This window comes from Pseudomonas fluorescens, from assembly GCF_000967965.1.
Classification (GTDB): domain Bacteria; phylum Pseudomonadota; class Gammaproteobacteria; order Pseudomonadales; family Pseudomonadaceae; genus Aquipseudomonas; species Aquipseudomonas grandcourensis.
Window position 1 is genome coordinate 1 of sequence record NZ_LACC01000052.1, and the last position, 14588, is coordinate 14588.

Sequence of the window (14588 nt, forward strand, 5' to 3'; positions counted from 1 at the left end):
AGGGGTTTTGTTTTTGTCCGCGGGAAAGTTCGTACGCGGTTACTCTGGGTCTCCAGTGCGAAATATCCCCTGACATTGCAAGTAATCGCCTTGGAAACTCCTCCTTTATTCTGATGACTGCAGAGCACTGACCTGCAGTCACCAGCAATCGCAAGGAGCGAGCAATGTATTTTGAGATTTACAGACAAATCCGCGGCACTGTTCTGACTGGCAAGGGCCAATGGCGTTGGCGGTTGAGGGCTGGCAATCATGAAACGATTGCCAGCGGGGAGGCGTACGTCAACAAGGCCGATTGCCTGCATGCAATCAGTTTGATCAAGGGAACCTGCGAGCAGACCCCGATCAAGGAAGTTTGAGGGGGAAGCTGCTCGTTCAGGGCCGCTTCGTTTCAACCCGTGTCAGGCTGTTGGACCTGAGTCGGATAGACGGCAGTCGCATCCGCTACCTAAACTGTCAGCAGATTTGGGGATCGGGGGGCAGTGGATGAATCGCAATGAACTTCGCAAGGCGGATATCAACCTGATGGTGGTATTCGAAACGCTGATGCTCGAGCGCAATGTCACTCGGGTGGCGGAAAAGCTGTTTCTCGGCCAGCCGACCATCAGTTCGGCGCTCAACCGCTTGCGTGCGATGTTCAATGATCCGCTGTTCATACGCGTTGGCCATCGCATGGAGCCGACGGCAAGGGCCGAGGAGATCATCAGGCACCTCTCACCAGCGCTGGATTCGTTGTCCGTGGCCTTGAGCCTGACCCATGATTTTGACCCGGCCAGCAGCACGATGTCGTTCCGCATCGGGCTGTCCGACGATGTCGAGTTCGGCCTGTTGCCGCCATTACTGCGAGCGCTGCGCCAGGAAGCGCCCAACGTGGTGTTCGTTGTGCAGCATGTCGATTACTGGCGGATTCCCGACTTGCTGGCGTCCGGCGATATCACGGTGGGTATCAGCCAGACCCGTGGCTTGCCGGCCAATGCCAAGCGCAAGTTGCTGCGGCACATCCAGCCCAGCATTTTGCGCGCCGATGCCTCCGATACACCGCTGACCCTCGATGAATATTGCGCGCGACCGCACGTGCTGGTATCCCACACCGCCAACGTCAGTGGCTACGCCGACGAGTGGCTGGCGGACATCGGCCGTACGCGCCAAGTGGTGCTCTCGGTACCGCAATACAGTTCGCTGCCAGCGCTGCTTGCCGGGACGGACCTGATTGCCAGCCTGCCGGACTACACCGCCGAGGCGATGGCTGCATCGGGAGTGCTGTTCAAGGAACCCTTTCCCATCCAGACACCCACCCTGGACCTGTCCATGGTCTGGCTCAGTCATGTCGATACCGACCCTGCCGAGCGCTGGTTACGCTCGCGCCTGGAAGCGTTCATGAGTGAACGTGCCGTTTTGCCACCGCCCGAATGAACAGGGCGGCGCTGTGCTATATGTACGACCTCTCCACCTACTAACAGGAACTGACTCATGCCTCACCTGCACATGGAATACACCGCCAACCTGACTGATCTGAATGCCGATGTGGCATTGATGCGGTTGAACAATACATTGGTGGGTTCCGGTCAGTTTGCTGCCGAATTCGACATCAAGAGCCGCGCGGTCAAGGTCGAGACGTTCAAGGTCGGCACGGCACTGGCCGAGCGGGCGTTCGTGCATGTGAAACTGGCGCTGTTGAGTGGTCGTTCCGCAGAGATCAAGAAACAGCTGTCTGAAAGCCTGCTGGCGGTGGTGCGGGAGCTGTGTGAATGGCCGAGCAGCATCGAGGTCCAGTTGTGCGTGGAAATTCTCGACATCGATCGCGACTCCTACAGCAAGACCGCCATCAACAACTGAACATCAGGCTGATTCCTGCTCGACGCAGGCCTGGATCACTTGCGTTCGCAGCCAGGTGTTGGCGCTGTCCTGATCGACACCCTGGTTCCACTGCATGTCGAGGGTGAAACTCGGCAAGCCTTCGGGCGCTTCACAGTGATTGAAGGTGTCTGTACTGGCCAGCAATCGCTGGATGCGCCGGGGTAGGGTCAGGACATAGTCGGTGCCGGTAATCAGCTTCAGCGCTGCACTGTAGCTGTTGGCGCGTGCGACGATCTGGCGCTGTTGTGCCTGCTGCGCAAGCCAGCCGTCGACCATGTTGGTGGCGGACGTCCAGGGTGTCGGGAACACATGTCGACGTTCGACATAGGTTTGCAGGCTCAGGCGCGGTTCCGCCGGTGTGGCGCGTTTGTCGAAAACACACACAAGGTCATCTTCGAGTAGCGTCTGCGATTTGAAATCGATGTGACTGCGATGGAAGTTCGGACCGAAGCACATCACCAGGTCGAGGCTGCCTTCGCGCAACGCTTCGGCAGGGATATCGGCCTGGAGTTTGAACACATTGACCATCACCGGAAGATCGGCGAGGTCGAATGTTTTCAACAGGCGCGGCAGGATCAATTGCTCGAAATATTCCGGTGCGCAGATATTGAAGGTCACCGGTTGCAGGCCAGGGTCGAACGTGGGTAAGCCGGCGTGACACAGGTTGATGCTATCGAGGATTTTCAGCACGTGAGGGTACATCGCGCTGGCCTTGCCGGTGGGCTGCATGCCGCCGGTACGGGTATTGGTGAACAGTTCGTCCTCGAAACTGGTGCGCAGTTTTTTCAAGCAGTAACTCACCGTTGACTGGCTGACGCAGAGCGTCTCGGATACGACGGTGACGCTGTTCTGCTCAGACACGGCGACGAACACCATGAGGTCCTGCATGTCGAGTTTTCTAAGCGAATTGCTGTTCAGCATCCATTGCGTCTCGCTGGGTCCCTTGCGCTGACCGTGTGCAGGGGTGGGTGAATTATCCTAACGGAATGAGCGAGCAGGGAAAATGCCTTGCAGGACGTTTCGCCCAAGACCCTGTCAGCCCTGGACCATCGCCGACACGGCGCGGCGACTGGACATCAATAGCGCGAACATGCCGAGGCCCACCAGCACCGCGCCGGCCATTTCCTGCGGCAGCGGCATCTGGCGCCCCCAAAGCCAGTGAAACAAGGTGATGAACAGCGTGCTCAGGTAGATGTAGGAAATCACCGAGGACGGCGCGATCACCCCGATGGCCCGGTGCAGCAGCCAGAACGTCGCCAGTGTGGCGAACACCGCCAGGTACATCAGCCAATAGAAATCGTTGAGCGTCAGTAATGATGCCGAGCGCCAACCGCCACTGAATCCACAGAACACCAGCAGAAACAGCGCACCGAACAGCATGTTCCAGAACGTCATGGGCACCGGTCCGCGTCCCTTGAGGCTATCGGCTTTCAGGCGCTGACTGAGGGGGGCGTAGAGCGCCATCGCCAGGCAGCCGATGCCATACACCGTCAGTGCATAGGGCGATGGCAACTCGCCCGGGCCGGTGCCTTTCATGATCAACAAAACCGCCCCCGCAGCGGCGAGCAGCATCGGCACAATCCGTTGTTTCAGACGGCTGTCAGGTGTCAGCACGGCTTCGAAACCCAGGGTCATCAGCGGCACCAGCGTGAACATCGTCCCGGTGTTGACGGCCGAGGTGTAGCGCAACGCTTCGAACAGCGAACCGAAGTACAGCGCCAGCAGCAGGCCGAGTACCGCGTGACCCAGCAGCGCGCGGGTGGTCATGACGGCATCGCCTTTTAGCAGCAACAGCGGCAGAAACACCAAGGCGCAAAACAGCAGGCGCAAACCGGTCAGCAGGATCGGGTCGATGGCCTGGCTCACTTGCGCCGCAGCGGAAAACGATGCGGCGATCAACAAGGCCCAAAGCAGCATGCTGGCGTGAGCGACGGCGAAACAGGTGGTTTTCATGGCAGGCTCCAGGTCAATGGATGTGACGGGTGTAGTGCCTAGGGTTGAAGCGCAAAACCATCAGCAGCATCAGCGCCATGACCGCCGTGAGCGACCACCAGGCCCATTCAAAGCTGCCGAGCCGGCCGCGGATGATCCCCGCCAGCAGCGGCGATAGGCCAGCGATCAAGTAGCCGATGCCTTGAACGAATGCGGTCAGGCCACCGGCACGCAATGGATTGTCCAGGTGGTCCAGCGACACGATCAGGCTCATCGGGAACAGGCCGCCAATGCCCAGCCCCAGCAGGCATGGCCACATCAGGCTCAAATGCTGCGGGCTCAGAATCAGTCCACAGAATCCGGCGATGATCAGTGCCAGCAATACCGTCAGCACGATGCGGCGGTCGCGGCTGCGATTGGCGATGACGGGCGTCAGCAGGCCCGACAGCACTTCCATGGCGGTCAGAAACCCGAGCAGCAATCCGGCGTGCTGTTCGCTCCAGCCCTTTTCCACGTAGTACGGCGCCAGCCAGGCCAGAACACAGGTGTAGGACGCAGTGCCCAGGCCAAAGAAAATAGCGAGTAACCACGCGCGGGAATTGGCGAAGTACGAACCTTTGCTGGATGCCCTCGAATCCAGTGTTGGCATCCCCGCGCTTTGGCCGCGCCAGAAGAGTAATGCCAGCACAACGAGAACGGCCCACATCGCCAGGCCCATACGCCAGCTGCCGGTACGCTCCATCACCAGCGGCGCAAAGGAAGCCCCCATGGCGGCTCCGCCCATGATTGACGTGACGTAGAGCCCCATGCACAGGGCCACCTGGTCGCTGAAGCGGGATTTGATCAGCGCAGGCATCAGGGCCTGGATCAGGGCGATCCCGATACCTGCCAGTACGGCACTGAATAGCAGCTCCGCGGCTGAATCAAGGAACAACCGCGAAAGCGTGGCCACGCCGATGACCAGCAACGAGAACACCACCGTGCGCTGCTCGCCGAATCTCTGGCTGACGCGCAGGCCGGCAAACATCGCCAGTCCCATGGCCGTCACCGGCAACATTGTCAGCAGTGAAGCCTGGCTGAAGCTCAGCGCAATGTCGTCGCGAATCGCCGAGAGCAGAGGCCCGATAGCGGCCATGGAAGGGCGCAGGTTCAGGGCAACCAGGACAATGCTGAACATGAGCCAGAGGGCAGGGCGGGAAGTGGCTCGGGTGTTTTCCATGATCGGACCTTGAACAATAGGGTTCCGATTAGGCGCGCGAGGCCTGGAGGCGGCAAATCAGAAATTCCGGCGAAGTATTTAGAAATTAAATACAAGTCGTAGCCAAATGTTTAGCCAGACGACATCCAAGGTTCTTCAAATCCTGATTTAACGACTCAAGCCATCGTGTGACGCTGCGGGTCATCTGTTTTCTGCGGTTCTCTCTATGGACGGTCGGCCAGTCGCAATCCACTTCAAGGCATCCATCGACGTTCGGGCGTCGAGCCTTGGTCGTCGATTCACGCCCGCCACCGCGCCAAACCTCTCTGCACTTCCTTCTGAACTGGCTTTCTGGGCGCTGTGGCATTGCCGCCATGCGCGCCCGCCGGATTCCTGCTTTTTCCGCTGATTGTTCCTACATATTCCGGTTGATGCCGGAATTAAAGTACGGGTGCTTTTGCGCACCCGCCTGACACGGAAAAAGAGAGTTCCCATGAGTAGTGCCACGACCTCGTTTGCCACCCGGCAAGAAGCCCAGACCTTTCTGGAGCAGAACCCGGATATTGAAATGTTCGAGCTGTTCATCCTCGACAACAACGGTGTGCCGCGGGGCAAGCTGTTGCATCGTGACGAGTTGCTGGCGGTGTATGAAAGCGGGCGGCCATTGCCGAGCACCATCCTCGGCCTGACCATCAACGGCGATGACGTGGAAAACTCCGGGCTGGTCTGGGACGTCGGTGATATCGACTGCCGGGCCTACCCGATCAGCGGCAGCCTCACGCGAATGCCGTGGCGTCTGATACCGACCGCTGCCGTGCAGGTCAGCATGCACCCGACGGAGGGAATGCCCGCCACCATTGCCGATCCCCGTCATTTGCTGGCCAAAGTCATCGAAGGTTTGCAGGCAGACGGTTATTACCCGGTCATGGCGGCGGAATTGGAGTTCTACCTGCTGGATCAGCAACGCGACAGCAATGGCCGGCCGCAACCGGCACGGGATGTCGATGGCGGGCGTCCGCACGGCACCCAGGTCTATGGGTTGCGCGAGCTTGAGCAGATCGAGCCGTTCCTGGCCGATCTCTACAGTGCCTGCAAACTCCAGGGGATTCCGGCGCGCACGGCCATTTCCGAATACGCACCGGGGCAAGTGGAAATCACCCTCGAGCACCGCTCCGACACACTACAGGCGATGGATGAAGCGGTGCGCTACAAGCGTCTGGTCAAGGGTGTGGCGCACAAGCACGGCATGACAGCCTGCTTCATGGCCAAGCCTTTCGATGACCTGGCCGGCACCGGGATGCACATGCACGTGAGCCTGGCGGACAAGGACGGCAACAACCTCTTTGCCAGCGAAGCCCCGGATGGAACGCCACTGCTCAAGCAGGCCGTCGCCGGCATGCTCAGTACCTTGCTCGATTCGCTGTTGCTGTTCTGCCCCAACGCCAACTCCTACCGTCGATTCCAGGCCAACAGCTATGCGCCCCTGGCGGCCACCTGGGGCGTGGACAATCGCACCGTGAGTTTGCGCGTACCTGGCGGGCCTGCGTATTCCCGGCACATCGAACATCGAATCTGTGGCGCAGACGCCAACCCCTATCTGGCGGCTGCGGCGATTCTGGCCGGTATTCATCGCGGTATCCGCGAACAGCTCGACCCTGGTGCGCCGGTGGAAGGCAATGGCTACGCCCAGGCCACGAAACTGTTGCCGACAGACTGGCTGACCACCTTGCGATCGCTGGAAGGTTCAAGTTGGGCCAGGGAAGCCTTCGGCGACAAATTCCTCGGCGTTTACCTGGCAGTGAAACGCGCCGAATATCGTCAATTCATGGGGGAGGTCGGCGAGCAGGACTGGCGATGGTATTTGCACCAGGCTTGAGCCGAGGCTGTACTGGAGCTGAATCGTTCTCAGCCAGTCTGGAAGTTCCAGGCTGGTTTTATAAGCCAACTAATTGTTGGCTTCTTTTTCACAAAAAATTGATGGTTGACTACCTAAAATTAGAGCTGTCTCGGTAAATGAAATTTTCACATTTTCCGAAGACGCCTTTTTTCAGGACCCGCCGAAACTCATGCTTAAGATTAAAGCCGTGCGCCCCGAATGGGTGACACTGATTGCCAGCGCATTTTTGTTGTTTGGCTTCAATTTTGTACTCTGGCAACACCTGTTCGAAATCACCGCATCCGACGGCAAGGGCATCGTCATGCGCGTGGCCTTTGGGGTGATGATTTTCGCGGCCTTCAACATTGTGCTGACCCTGCTGGCCTTCCGGCCGGTGCTCAAGCCGGTCCTGACCCTGCTGTTCATGACTAGCGCGGGCGTGGCGTATTTCATGAGCCAGTATGGTGTCCTGATCGACACCGGCATGTTGCGTAACTTCGCTGAAACCAACGCTACGGAAGTGCGCGACTTACTGTCACCTAAGTTGTTTGTTTATATTGTGCTGCTCGGCGTATTGCCGTCATGGCTGTTGTGGAAAACTCCAATTAGTTATCGTCGCTGGCATCGTGAGTTGCTCAGTAAAGCCCTAGTGACTTTTGCTTCGGCGGCAGTCATTGGTGGTGTCGCACTGGTTAACTATCAAGGCCTGTCTTCGCTGTTTCGCAATCACCACGAGTTGCGCCTGATGGTGGTGCCAAGCAACTACATTGGTGCCACGTCTGGTTTCTTGCGCGAGAAAGTAGCGACGGCCCGGCAGCCCTTTGTCAAGATCGGTGAAGATGCCCAGCGCAATCCGGCCTGGCAAACTCACGGACGCAAATCCCTGACGGTGCTTGTGGTGGGTGAAAGTGCCCGGGCGGAGAACTTCGGCATCCTTGGCTATAGCCGCGACACCACTCCGAAACTGAGTAAGGAAGATGGCCTGATCGCTTTCACCGATGTGCATTCCTGCGGTACTGAAACCGCCGTATCGGTGCCTTGCATGTTCTCCAATATGGGGCGCAAGGACTACAACGCCAGCAAGGCAAAGAACGAAGAAGGCCTGCTGGACGTGCTCAAGCATGCGGGTATCGACGTGATCTGGCGTGACAACCAGTCAGGCTGCAAAGGTACCTGCGATCGCGTCACCATTCAGGACGTCAGCAACCTGAAAGATCCGGCGCTGTGCAACAACAGCGAATGCCGCGACGAAATCCTGTTGCAAGGCCTGCAACATTTCATCGATACCCTGGACAAGGACACTGTACTGGTATTGCACCAGATGGGCAGCCACGGTCCGGAGTACTTCAAGCGTTACCCGAAAGAATTCGAGCGCTTCACCCCGGTTTGCGAAAGTAATGCCCTGAACAATTGCAGTCGCGAAAGTATCGTCAATGGCTACGACAACACCCTGGTCTATACCGACCATGTGCTGTCGACCTTGATCGATCTGCTGCGCAGTAACCAGGGCAAAGTGGACACCGCGATGCTGTATCTGTCGGACCACGGCGAGTCCCTGGGTGAATACAACTTGTTCCTCCACGGCACGCCTTACATGCTGGCACCCGAGCAGCAAAAGCATGTAGCCATGTTTGCCTGGTTCTCCGACAGCTATAAAAAGTCGTTTGCGGTAGATACCCACTGCCTGCAACAGAGTCGTGAAAAACCCCTGAGCCAGGACAACCTGTTCCATTCGATGCTTGGGCTGCTGGAGGTCAGCAGCAAGGTGTACAACCAGGATCTGGACATGTTTGCCGGATGTCGTGGTCCAGTGGCCGACGGCGTGTTGGCCAAGGATTGAGTGCTCCGATTCTGTTTCACGCGGCGGCCGCCGACCTGCGGCCTGTAGAACTTTTATCAAGAGCCATTGCACATGTCTGCTCAGCCTCCAACCGCCATCGAGCTTGAGATCGCCCGGCGCTACGACCAGGAGCACGCGCGCGTCTGCCTTCAGCCGCAAGCGCCGGGTCTGGGCGGGCGTCTGGCGCTCTGGCGTGAGGAGCGTCTGGTGCGCAATGCACTCAAGGTCGCTGGCGAGCCTGGTCTGATCCTTGATGTGGCTTGTGGTGTGGGGCGTTTCTGGCCAGTGCTGGCCGAGCACGCGAATCGGGTGATCCTTGCGACGGATCCGTCCCAGGACATCCTCGATCATGCCCGCACACATCACCCGCAGAGTCTGTTGAAGCGGGTCAAGACCTTTCAGAGTTCCGCGTTCTCGATTGGCTTGTCGGAGAACGCGGTTGACTGCATTTTTTGCATGCAACTGTTTCAGCTCCTCCATAACCCGGAACATCGTCTGGCGATGCTGGGTGAGTTTTACCGAGTCAGTCGCGATACGGTGATTGTCGCGGTGCGCCATGACGGACTTTTCAAGGGCGCACATTCAGGTGGGGAGGGCGTTCCGGCCCGGCCATTACCGAGCAAGGCCGAGGTAGAAAGCGAGTTCAGGCAGGCGGGTTTCCGTTTGCTCAGCCATCAGGATTTTTTCCCTGGTTGCGCGCGGATGCGGGTCTATGTGCTGGGTAAGACCAGCTAGCCCGACTTTGTCGGACTATTCTGTATGTCACGCAGTAATTTTCGCTAACGCTCTTGTTCAGTGGATGCGCGGAAATCGCCGGGGGCGATATATACTGCGCGCCATTCTTCAAGGGAGAGCCGTGTGGCCATCGATATTCACTGGATTCGCGACAACGATAGCCTCGGACGGTTGTGCACCGAGTGGCAACAGTTGCCATTCGTTGCCCTCGATACCGAATTCATGCGGGTCGACACCTTCTATCCGATCGCCGGCCTGCTGCAAATCGGTGTTGGCGTTCGCGCCTATCTGATCGACCCGCTGACCATCGACAACTGGCAGCCATTGGCCGCGTTGCTGGAAAACCCGGCGGTGCTCAAAGTTGTCCACGCGTGCAGCGAAGACCTCGAAGTCCTGCTACGCCTGACCGGCAGCCTGCCGGCGCCACTGTTCGATACGCAATTGGCTGCCGCTTACCTGAACCTCGGTTTTTCCATGGGTTATTCGCGGCTGGTGCAGGAAGTGCTCGGCATCGACCTGCCCAAGGGTGAAACCCGTTCCGACTGGCTGCAACGTCCGCTTTCCGAAACCCAGATCAGCTATGCCGCCGAAGATGCCGTGCATTTGGCTGAAGTCTTCGTAAAGCTGCGTCCAAAGCTGTCTGACGACAAATACGTCTGGGTCCTGGAAGACGGCGCCGAACTGGTGGCCAACCTGCGCCGCGAGATCGACCCGTACGAGGTCTATCGCGATGCCAAGCTGGCCTGGAAGCTGTCCCGCGCTCAACTCGCCGTTTTGCGTGAGCTCTGCGCCTGGCGTGAAAAGGAAGCCCGGGTCCGCGACCTGCCGCGCAACCGGATTATCCGCGAGCATTCGTTGTGGCCGCTGGCGCGTACGCAACCGGATAACCTCGGCGCCCTGGCGAAAATCGAAGACATGCACCCGCGTACCGTGCGTCAGGACGGCGAGTTTCTGCTTGATCTGATCAAGCGCTCTGGCAGTGTGTCGCCTGATCAATGGCCACCAGCCGTGCCGGAGCCGTTGCCGGTGGATGCCGCTGTGCTGCTCAAACAAATGAAGGCCATAGGCCAGGCCGAAGCCGAACGCCTGAACATCGCGCCGGAACTGATGCTGCGCAAGAAAACCCTGGAAGCGCTGCTCAAGAGCGGCTTCCCCAATGGTCCCTACCAATTGCCTGATTCGCTGCGTGGCTGGCGCCGCGAATTGATGGGCCAGGCGCTGCTCGACAGCCTGGCCACCGCCGGAGAACAGCCTTGAAACGTATTTGTTCCATCTACCGCAGCTCGAAGAGAAACGAAATGTACCTGTATGTGCTCAAGAGCGATGCTCTGGAGCGCGTGCCGGATCCCCTGATGGCAGCTTTCGGCAAGGCCATCCACGCGTTCGACCTGGTGCTGAGCCCCGAGCGCAAACTGTCGCGCGAGGACATCACGGTCGTGCTGGAAAACCTCGAAAAACAGGGTTATCACCTGCAAATGCCGCCTGCCGAAGACGAGTACATCGAGCACCTGCCGGAAGAATTGTTGCGTCGTAACGATCCGATGTGAGCGGCAGACAGGCTCTGTTCAGAGTGGTTATGAAACACTGATTGATTTTAGCGATGGCAGCATCGACGGAGCACTGCTCCGTCGGCGGCCGTCTGCACCGTTTTTGAAAGGTTTGAAGCATGCGCGTCCTGATTGCTGAACACGACCACCCCGTGTACGCCCAACTGTTGCGCGAGGCGGCACCGGACCTGGAGGTGCTGACCAGCGGTGATTCCGCTGAACTGGCCAGTCAGGCCGCCGATTGCCCGGTGTGGCTCGGCCAGCCTGATTTGCTGGCGACCCTGTTGCGTCAGGGCCATCAACCGCAATGGCTGCAATCGACCTGGGCCGGCATCACGCCGCTGCTGGCCGATGGCTTGCCCCGGCACTATCGACTGACCCGTGCAGTCGGAATCTTTGGCCAGGTCATGGCCGAGTACGTGCTCACGTACATGCTCGGTCACGAACGTGAAGTGCTGGCGCGACTGGTCAGCCAGGTCGAGCGCAAATGGGACAGTCGCCATGGCCAGAGCTTGGCGGGGCGCAAGGTGTTGATCGTCGGCACCGGTGATATCGGTCAAAGTGTCGCGCAGTTCCTCGTACCGTTCGGCGTCGAGTTGTATGGCATTGCCAGCACGGCACGGGAGCAGGCACCGTTTATCGAGGTCGGTTCACTGGCGGATCTGCCGCGGCTGGTCGGTGAAGTCGATTACGTGGTCAATCTGCTGCCGAACACCGTGGAAACCCACGATATCTACGACGCGACGCTGTTCAAGCAATTCAAGCCGACCGGGTTGTTCATCAACGCCGGGCGCGGTGTGGCGGTGGTCGATGCGGATCTGGTGGAAGCCTTGAAGGAAGGGCATCTGGCGGGCGCAGTGATCGACGTGTGCCGTCAGGAACCCTTGCCCCAGCGTCATCCATTCTGGACGGCCTGGGGCCTGCTGCTGACCGGCCACAGCTCGGCACCTACTTCGCCTTCGATGATGGTGAAACTGTTTGTCGAGAACCTGCGGGCGTATCAGGCGGGAGAGGCGTTACGCGGGGAAGTGGATTTCGATCGCGGGTATTAAATCCAATGCGGTCAAAGTGTGGGAGCGAGCAAGTCGAAACGTCGCACCGCCGCTCCCACATTGGTTTTACGGTGGGACTTAGAGGGTGAAGTCACCTTCAGCCGCCAGCTCGCTCAATGGACGACGCGGGCTTGGTTCTTCACGGGCTTGCAGGTAATCCGCCAGACTGGCCTTGTCCCCCAGCTTGCCCACCGCGAGGGCGGCGTGCAGGGCGTAGCCTTCAGGAATGTTCAGCTCCTTGCGGGTCAGTTCCTGGTCGAAGCCGGCCATGCCGTGGGTGTGCCAGCCGCTCAGGCTCGCTTGCAAGGCCAGGTGACCCCAGGCGGAACCGGTGTCGAAGGTGTGCCACAGGGCCGGGGTTTCTTCGGTGGCGCCAGGCGTGGTGAAGGTGGTTTTCGAAATCACGATCACCAGGGCCGAAGCATGTTGTGCCCAGCTGCGGTTGAATTCGTTCAGCAGGCCCAGGTAACGCTCCCAGTTTGGCGTGTCGCGACGTGCGTAAAGGAAACGCCAAGGTTGCGAGTTGTAGGCCGAGGGTGCCCAGCGGGCGGCTTCGAAGAAGCTCAGCAGGGTTTCCTCTGGAATCGTTTCGCCAGTGAAGGCGCGGGGCGACCAGCGATCGGTGAACTGAGGGTGAATGGCGTAATCGGCAACGCGTGGGTTGGCACTCATCAAGAGATTCCTTGCTACGTTTGAAAGTGGGGGCAACGCAAAACCCTACTTGGCAGCGCAAAAACTGACAAGCCCGTTCTACCGACAGTCGCCAATGCTTGGCCCAAGGGGCTTCGGGCACTAGACTGGCGGCCTTTTCACCACCTGATGTCGATACTCGAACCATGGCCGCCAAAGTAGAACCGTTCTGGATACGCAAGACCCTCGATCAACTCGATCAGGAGGAATGGGAGTCGCTGTGCGACGGCTGTGGATTGTGCTGCCTGCAAAAGCTTGAAGACGAAGACGACAACAGCGTCTATTACACGCGCATCGCCTGCAAACTGCTGGACCTGAAAACCTGCCAGTGCAAGGACTATTCCAACCGTCGTGACTCCGTGCCGGACTGTATCCAGCTCACACCGGGCAAGGCCGACGAGTTCAAATGGCTGCCACCGACCTGCGGCTATCGCCTGGTCAGCGAAGGCAAGGATCTGCCGTTGTGGCACCACCTGGTGTGCGGTGATCGCGATGCTGTTCATCACGAGCGGATTTCCCAGTCCGGGCGCATGCTCGCCGAAGGCAGCGTGCCGGAAGATGACTGGGAAGATCACCTGATTTTCCGCGCAGGCTGATTGCCAACGTTCAACGTTTCACGAAGGAGTGTGTATGGCTGTGGGATGGCGGCAGGCGTGGGTTGTTGGATTACTGGTCGTGAATTCGCCCGCATGGGCTGCGAACAAGGTCAATCTGGATTACCACGTGCGCCTGTTGCCCCAGAGCGATCAGGCCGAAGTGCGCCTGACGCTTGCCCGGGGCTCGGCGGTACGCAGCCTGGATTTCGACCTTGGCGACGGCAGTCACTACAGCGATTTCAAGGCTGACGGCCAATGGCAGCTGACCCCCGGCAATGCGGCGCGTGGTGTCTGGCATCCTGCTGCCGACAAGGCCTGCCTGACCTACCGCGTGAACATCAGCCACGGGCGCAAGAGCGGCAGCTTCGACACGCGCATGACGCCACACTGGGCGTTGATGCGCGGCGACGATCTGGTACCGGCTGCCAGACTCGATCAACAGGACGGCATCGAACTGGTTGCACGCCTCGAATTCGAACTGCCCGGTGGCTGGAACAGCGTTGAAACCGCGTGGCCACGAATCGGCCCGAATAAATTCCGTATCGACAACCCTTCCCGACTGTTCGACCGGCCCACCGGCTGGATGCTCGCGGGTCAGCTCGGCAGCCGCCGTACTCGTCTGGGCGAGACCGAGGTCACCGTCGCCTCGCCGCTGGGGCAGGGCATGCACCGTATGGATGTGCTGACGCTACTGACCTTCGTCTGGCCGCAAGTGCAGGCGCTGTATCCGCGACACCCGGGCAAACTGCTGATCGTCGGGGCCAATGACCCAATGTGGCGCGGCAGCCAGTCGGCGCATGAGTCGATCTACCTCAACAGTCGTCTGCCGTTGGTCAGCGAAAGCGGCACCAGTGCCCTGGTCCGCGAGTTGGCCCAGATGTTTGGGCGGATCAACGGCACCCAGCGCAGTGACTGGATCAGCGAAGGCTTTGCCGAGTATTACGCCATCGAACTGGTGCGCCGGGCTGGTGGCATGAGTGATGAGCGCTACGAGAACCTGCACGCCAAACTGGTCAGGAACAGCCAGAAAGTCACCACGCTGCGTGGTGAACAGATCACTGCGATGCAGGTGGCCAGGGCGGTGGTGTTGCTGCAGGAACTGGATCGCGAGATTCGCCTGAAAACCCACAACAAGCGGTCGCTGGACGACGTGTTGCGCGGGGCGATGCGGCTGGGGGATATCGATACCCAGGCGTTTGTTCAGCTCAGCGAGAGCGTGATCGGTGGTTCTTCAAAAGTACTGAGTACTGAGTTGATTCAGTGAGTCC

At 59.2% G+C, this 14588-nt stretch carries 15 protein-coding genes; 11 read left to right on the plus strand and 4 right to left on the minus strand.

All coding sequences use genetic code 11. The features are described from left to right. Window positions 1-164 precede the first annotated feature (164 nt). The 3 genes from VC35_RS27470 (at window position 165) to VC35_RS27480 (ending at window position 1833) form a co-directional block, all read left to right on the plus strand. Window positions 165-356 carry a YegP family protein gene (locus tag VC35_RS27470; protein WP_046043837.1) on the plus strand — a complete coding sequence of 64 codons (192 nt, stop codon included), beginning with the start codon at window positions 165-167 and terminating at the stop codon, window positions 354-356. Window positions 357-483: 127 nt separating this feature from the next. Continuing rightward, window positions 484-1410, plus strand: coding sequence for a LysR substrate-binding domain-containing protein (locus VC35_RS27475; RefSeq protein ID WP_046043838.1), 927 nt, complete (start codon window positions 484-486; stop codon window positions 1408-1410). A 57-nt stretch (window positions 1411-1467) separates the two neighbouring features. Then, the gene (locus VC35_RS27480; RefSeq protein WP_046043840.1) at window positions 1468-1833 is read left to right on the plus strand and encodes a 5-carboxymethyl-2-hydroxymuconate Delta-isomerase; all 366 of its coding nucleotides are present in this window, start codon (window positions 1468-1470) and stop codon (window positions 1831-1833) included. A 3-nt stretch (window positions 1834-1836) separates the two neighbouring features. Here VC35_RS27480 and VC35_RS27485 read toward each other — a convergent pair whose 3' ends face one another. The 3 genes from VC35_RS27485 to VC35_RS27495 all read right to left on the minus strand — a co-directional run bounded on the left by VC35_RS27485 (window position 1837) and on the right by VC35_RS27495 (window position 5005). Further along, entirely contained in the window at window positions 1837-2775 is a 939-nt protein-coding gene (locus tag VC35_RS27485) for a LysR family transcriptional regulator (RefSeq protein ID WP_046043841.1), read from the minus strand. A gap of 114 nt (window positions 2776-2889) precedes the next feature. Further along, on the minus strand, window positions 2890-3807 hold the full coding sequence (locus VC35_RS27490; RefSeq protein WP_046043843.1) for a DMT family transporter: 918 nt from the start codon (window positions 3805-3807) through the stop codon (window positions 2890-2892). A 13-nt stretch (window positions 3808-3820) separates the two neighbouring features. Beyond that, window positions 3821-5005, minus strand: a complete 1185-nt coding sequence (locus VC35_RS27495; protein ID WP_046043845.1) for a cyanate transporter — start codon at window positions 5003-5005, stop codon at window positions 3821-3823. A gap of 472 nt (window positions 5006-5477) precedes the next feature. Between VC35_RS27495 and VC35_RS27500 the strand changes: the two genes are divergently transcribed. The 6 genes from VC35_RS27500 (at window position 5478) to VC35_RS27525 (ending at window position 12034) form a co-directional block, all read left to right on the plus strand. Continuing rightward, window positions 5478-6860 carry a glutamine synthetase family protein gene (locus VC35_RS27500; RefSeq protein WP_046043846.1) on the plus strand — a complete coding sequence of 461 codons (1383 nt, stop codon included), beginning with the start codon at window positions 5478-5480 and terminating at the stop codon, window positions 6858-6860. A 190-nt stretch (window positions 6861-7050) separates the two neighbouring features. Beyond that, window positions 7051-8700, plus strand: a complete 1650-nt coding sequence (locus tag VC35_RS27505) for a phosphoethanolamine transferase (protein ID WP_046043847.1) — start codon at window positions 7051-7053, stop codon at window positions 8698-8700. 72 nt (window positions 8701-8772) lie between these two features. Beyond that, window positions 8773-9435 carry a class I SAM-dependent methyltransferase gene (locus VC35_RS27510; RefSeq protein WP_046043848.1) on the plus strand — a complete coding sequence of 221 codons (663 nt, stop codon included), beginning with the start codon at window positions 8773-8775 and terminating at the stop codon, window positions 9433-9435. 123 nt (window positions 9436-9558) lie between these two features. After that, window positions 9559-10692: a ribonuclease D gene (gene rnd, locus VC35_RS27515; RefSeq protein WP_046043849.1), complete on the plus strand. Its 1134-nt coding sequence runs from the start codon at window positions 9559-9561 to the stop codon at window positions 10690-10692. Continuing rightward, window positions 10689-10982: a YcgL domain-containing protein gene (locus VC35_RS27520; RefSeq protein WP_046043850.1), complete on the plus strand. Its 294-nt coding sequence runs from the start codon at window positions 10689-10691 to the stop codon at window positions 10980-10982. Before rnd ends, VC35_RS27520 begins: the two co-directional genes overlap by 4 nt. A gap of 119 nt (window positions 10983-11101) precedes the next feature. After that, window positions 11102-12034 (plus strand): D-2-hydroxyacid dehydrogenase, encoded by a 933-nt coding sequence (locus tag VC35_RS27525; protein ID WP_046043851.1) that lies wholly within the window; start codon window positions 11102-11104, stop codon window positions 12032-12034. 78 nt (window positions 12035-12112) lie between these two features. On the opposite strand, the gene VC35_RS27530 is transcribed toward VC35_RS27525, so the two are convergent. Beyond that, on the minus strand, window positions 12113-12706 hold the full coding sequence (locus VC35_RS27530; protein WP_046043852.1) for a nitroreductase family protein: 594 nt from the start codon (window positions 12704-12706) through the stop codon (window positions 12113-12115). Window positions 12707-12870: 164 nt separating this feature from the next. Between VC35_RS27530 and VC35_RS27535 the strand changes: the two genes are divergently transcribed. Both VC35_RS27535 and VC35_RS27540 read left to right on the plus strand, forming a co-directional pair. Continuing rightward, on the plus strand, window positions 12871-13320 hold the full coding sequence (locus VC35_RS27535) for a YcgN family cysteine cluster protein (protein WP_046043853.1): 450 nt from the start codon (window positions 12871-12873) through the stop codon (window positions 13318-13320). Window positions 13321-13354: 34 nt separating this feature from the next. Beyond that, a complete protein-coding gene (locus VC35_RS27540; protein ID WP_046043854.1) occupies window positions 13355-14584 on the plus strand; it encodes a hypothetical protein in 1230 nt (409 codons plus the stop codon). Window positions 14585-14588 lie beyond the last annotated feature (4 nt).

Excerpts from the sequence above, each read along its gene's own strand:
- VC35_RS27470 (WP_046043837.1), top strand. The coding sequence starts at position 165 with ATGTATTTTGAGATTTACAGACAAATCCGCGGCACTGTTCTGACTGGC.
- VC35_RS27475 (WP_046043838.1), top strand. The coding sequence starts at position 484 with ATGAATCGCAATGAACTTCGCAAGGCGGATATCAACCTGATGGTGGTA.
- VC35_RS27480 (WP_046043840.1), top strand. The coding sequence starts at position 1,468 with ATGCCTCACCTGCACATGGAATACACCGCCAACCTGACTGATCTGAAT.
- VC35_RS27485 (WP_046043841.1), bottom strand. The coding sequence starts at position 2,775 with ATGCTGAACAGCAATTCGCTTAGAAAACTCGACATGCAGGACCTCATG.
- VC35_RS27490 (WP_046043843.1), bottom strand. The coding sequence starts at position 3,807 with ATGAAAACCACCTGTTTCGCCGTCGCTCACGCCAGCATGCTGCTTTGG.
- VC35_RS27495 (WP_046043845.1), bottom strand. The coding sequence starts at position 5,005 with ATGGAAAACACCCGAGCCACTTCCCGCCCTGCCCTCTGGCTCATGTTC.
- VC35_RS27500 (WP_046043846.1), top strand. The coding sequence starts at position 5,478 with ATGAGTAGTGCCACGACCTCGTTTGCCACCCGGCAAGAAGCCCAGACC.
- VC35_RS27505 (WP_046043847.1), top strand. The coding sequence starts at position 7,051 with ATGCTTAAGATTAAAGCCGTGCGCCCCGAATGGGTGACACTGATTGCC.
- VC35_RS27510 (WP_046043848.1), top strand. The coding sequence starts at position 8,773 with ATGTCTGCTCAGCCTCCAACCGCCATCGAGCTTGAGATCGCCCGGCGC.
- VC35_RS27525 (WP_046043851.1), top strand. The coding sequence starts at position 11,102 with ATGCGCGTCCTGATTGCTGAACACGACCACCCCGTGTACGCCCAACTG.
- VC35_RS27530 (WP_046043852.1), bottom strand. The coding sequence starts at position 12,706 with ATGAGTGCCAACCCACGCGTTGCCGATTACGCCATTCACCCTCAGTTC.
- VC35_RS27535 (WP_046043853.1), top strand. The coding sequence starts at position 12,871 with ATGGCCGCCAAAGTAGAACCGTTCTGGATACGCAAGACCCTCGATCAA.
- VC35_RS27540 (WP_046043854.1), top strand. The coding sequence starts at position 13,355 with ATGGCTGTGGGATGGCGGCAGGCGTGGGTTGTTGGATTACTGGTCGTG.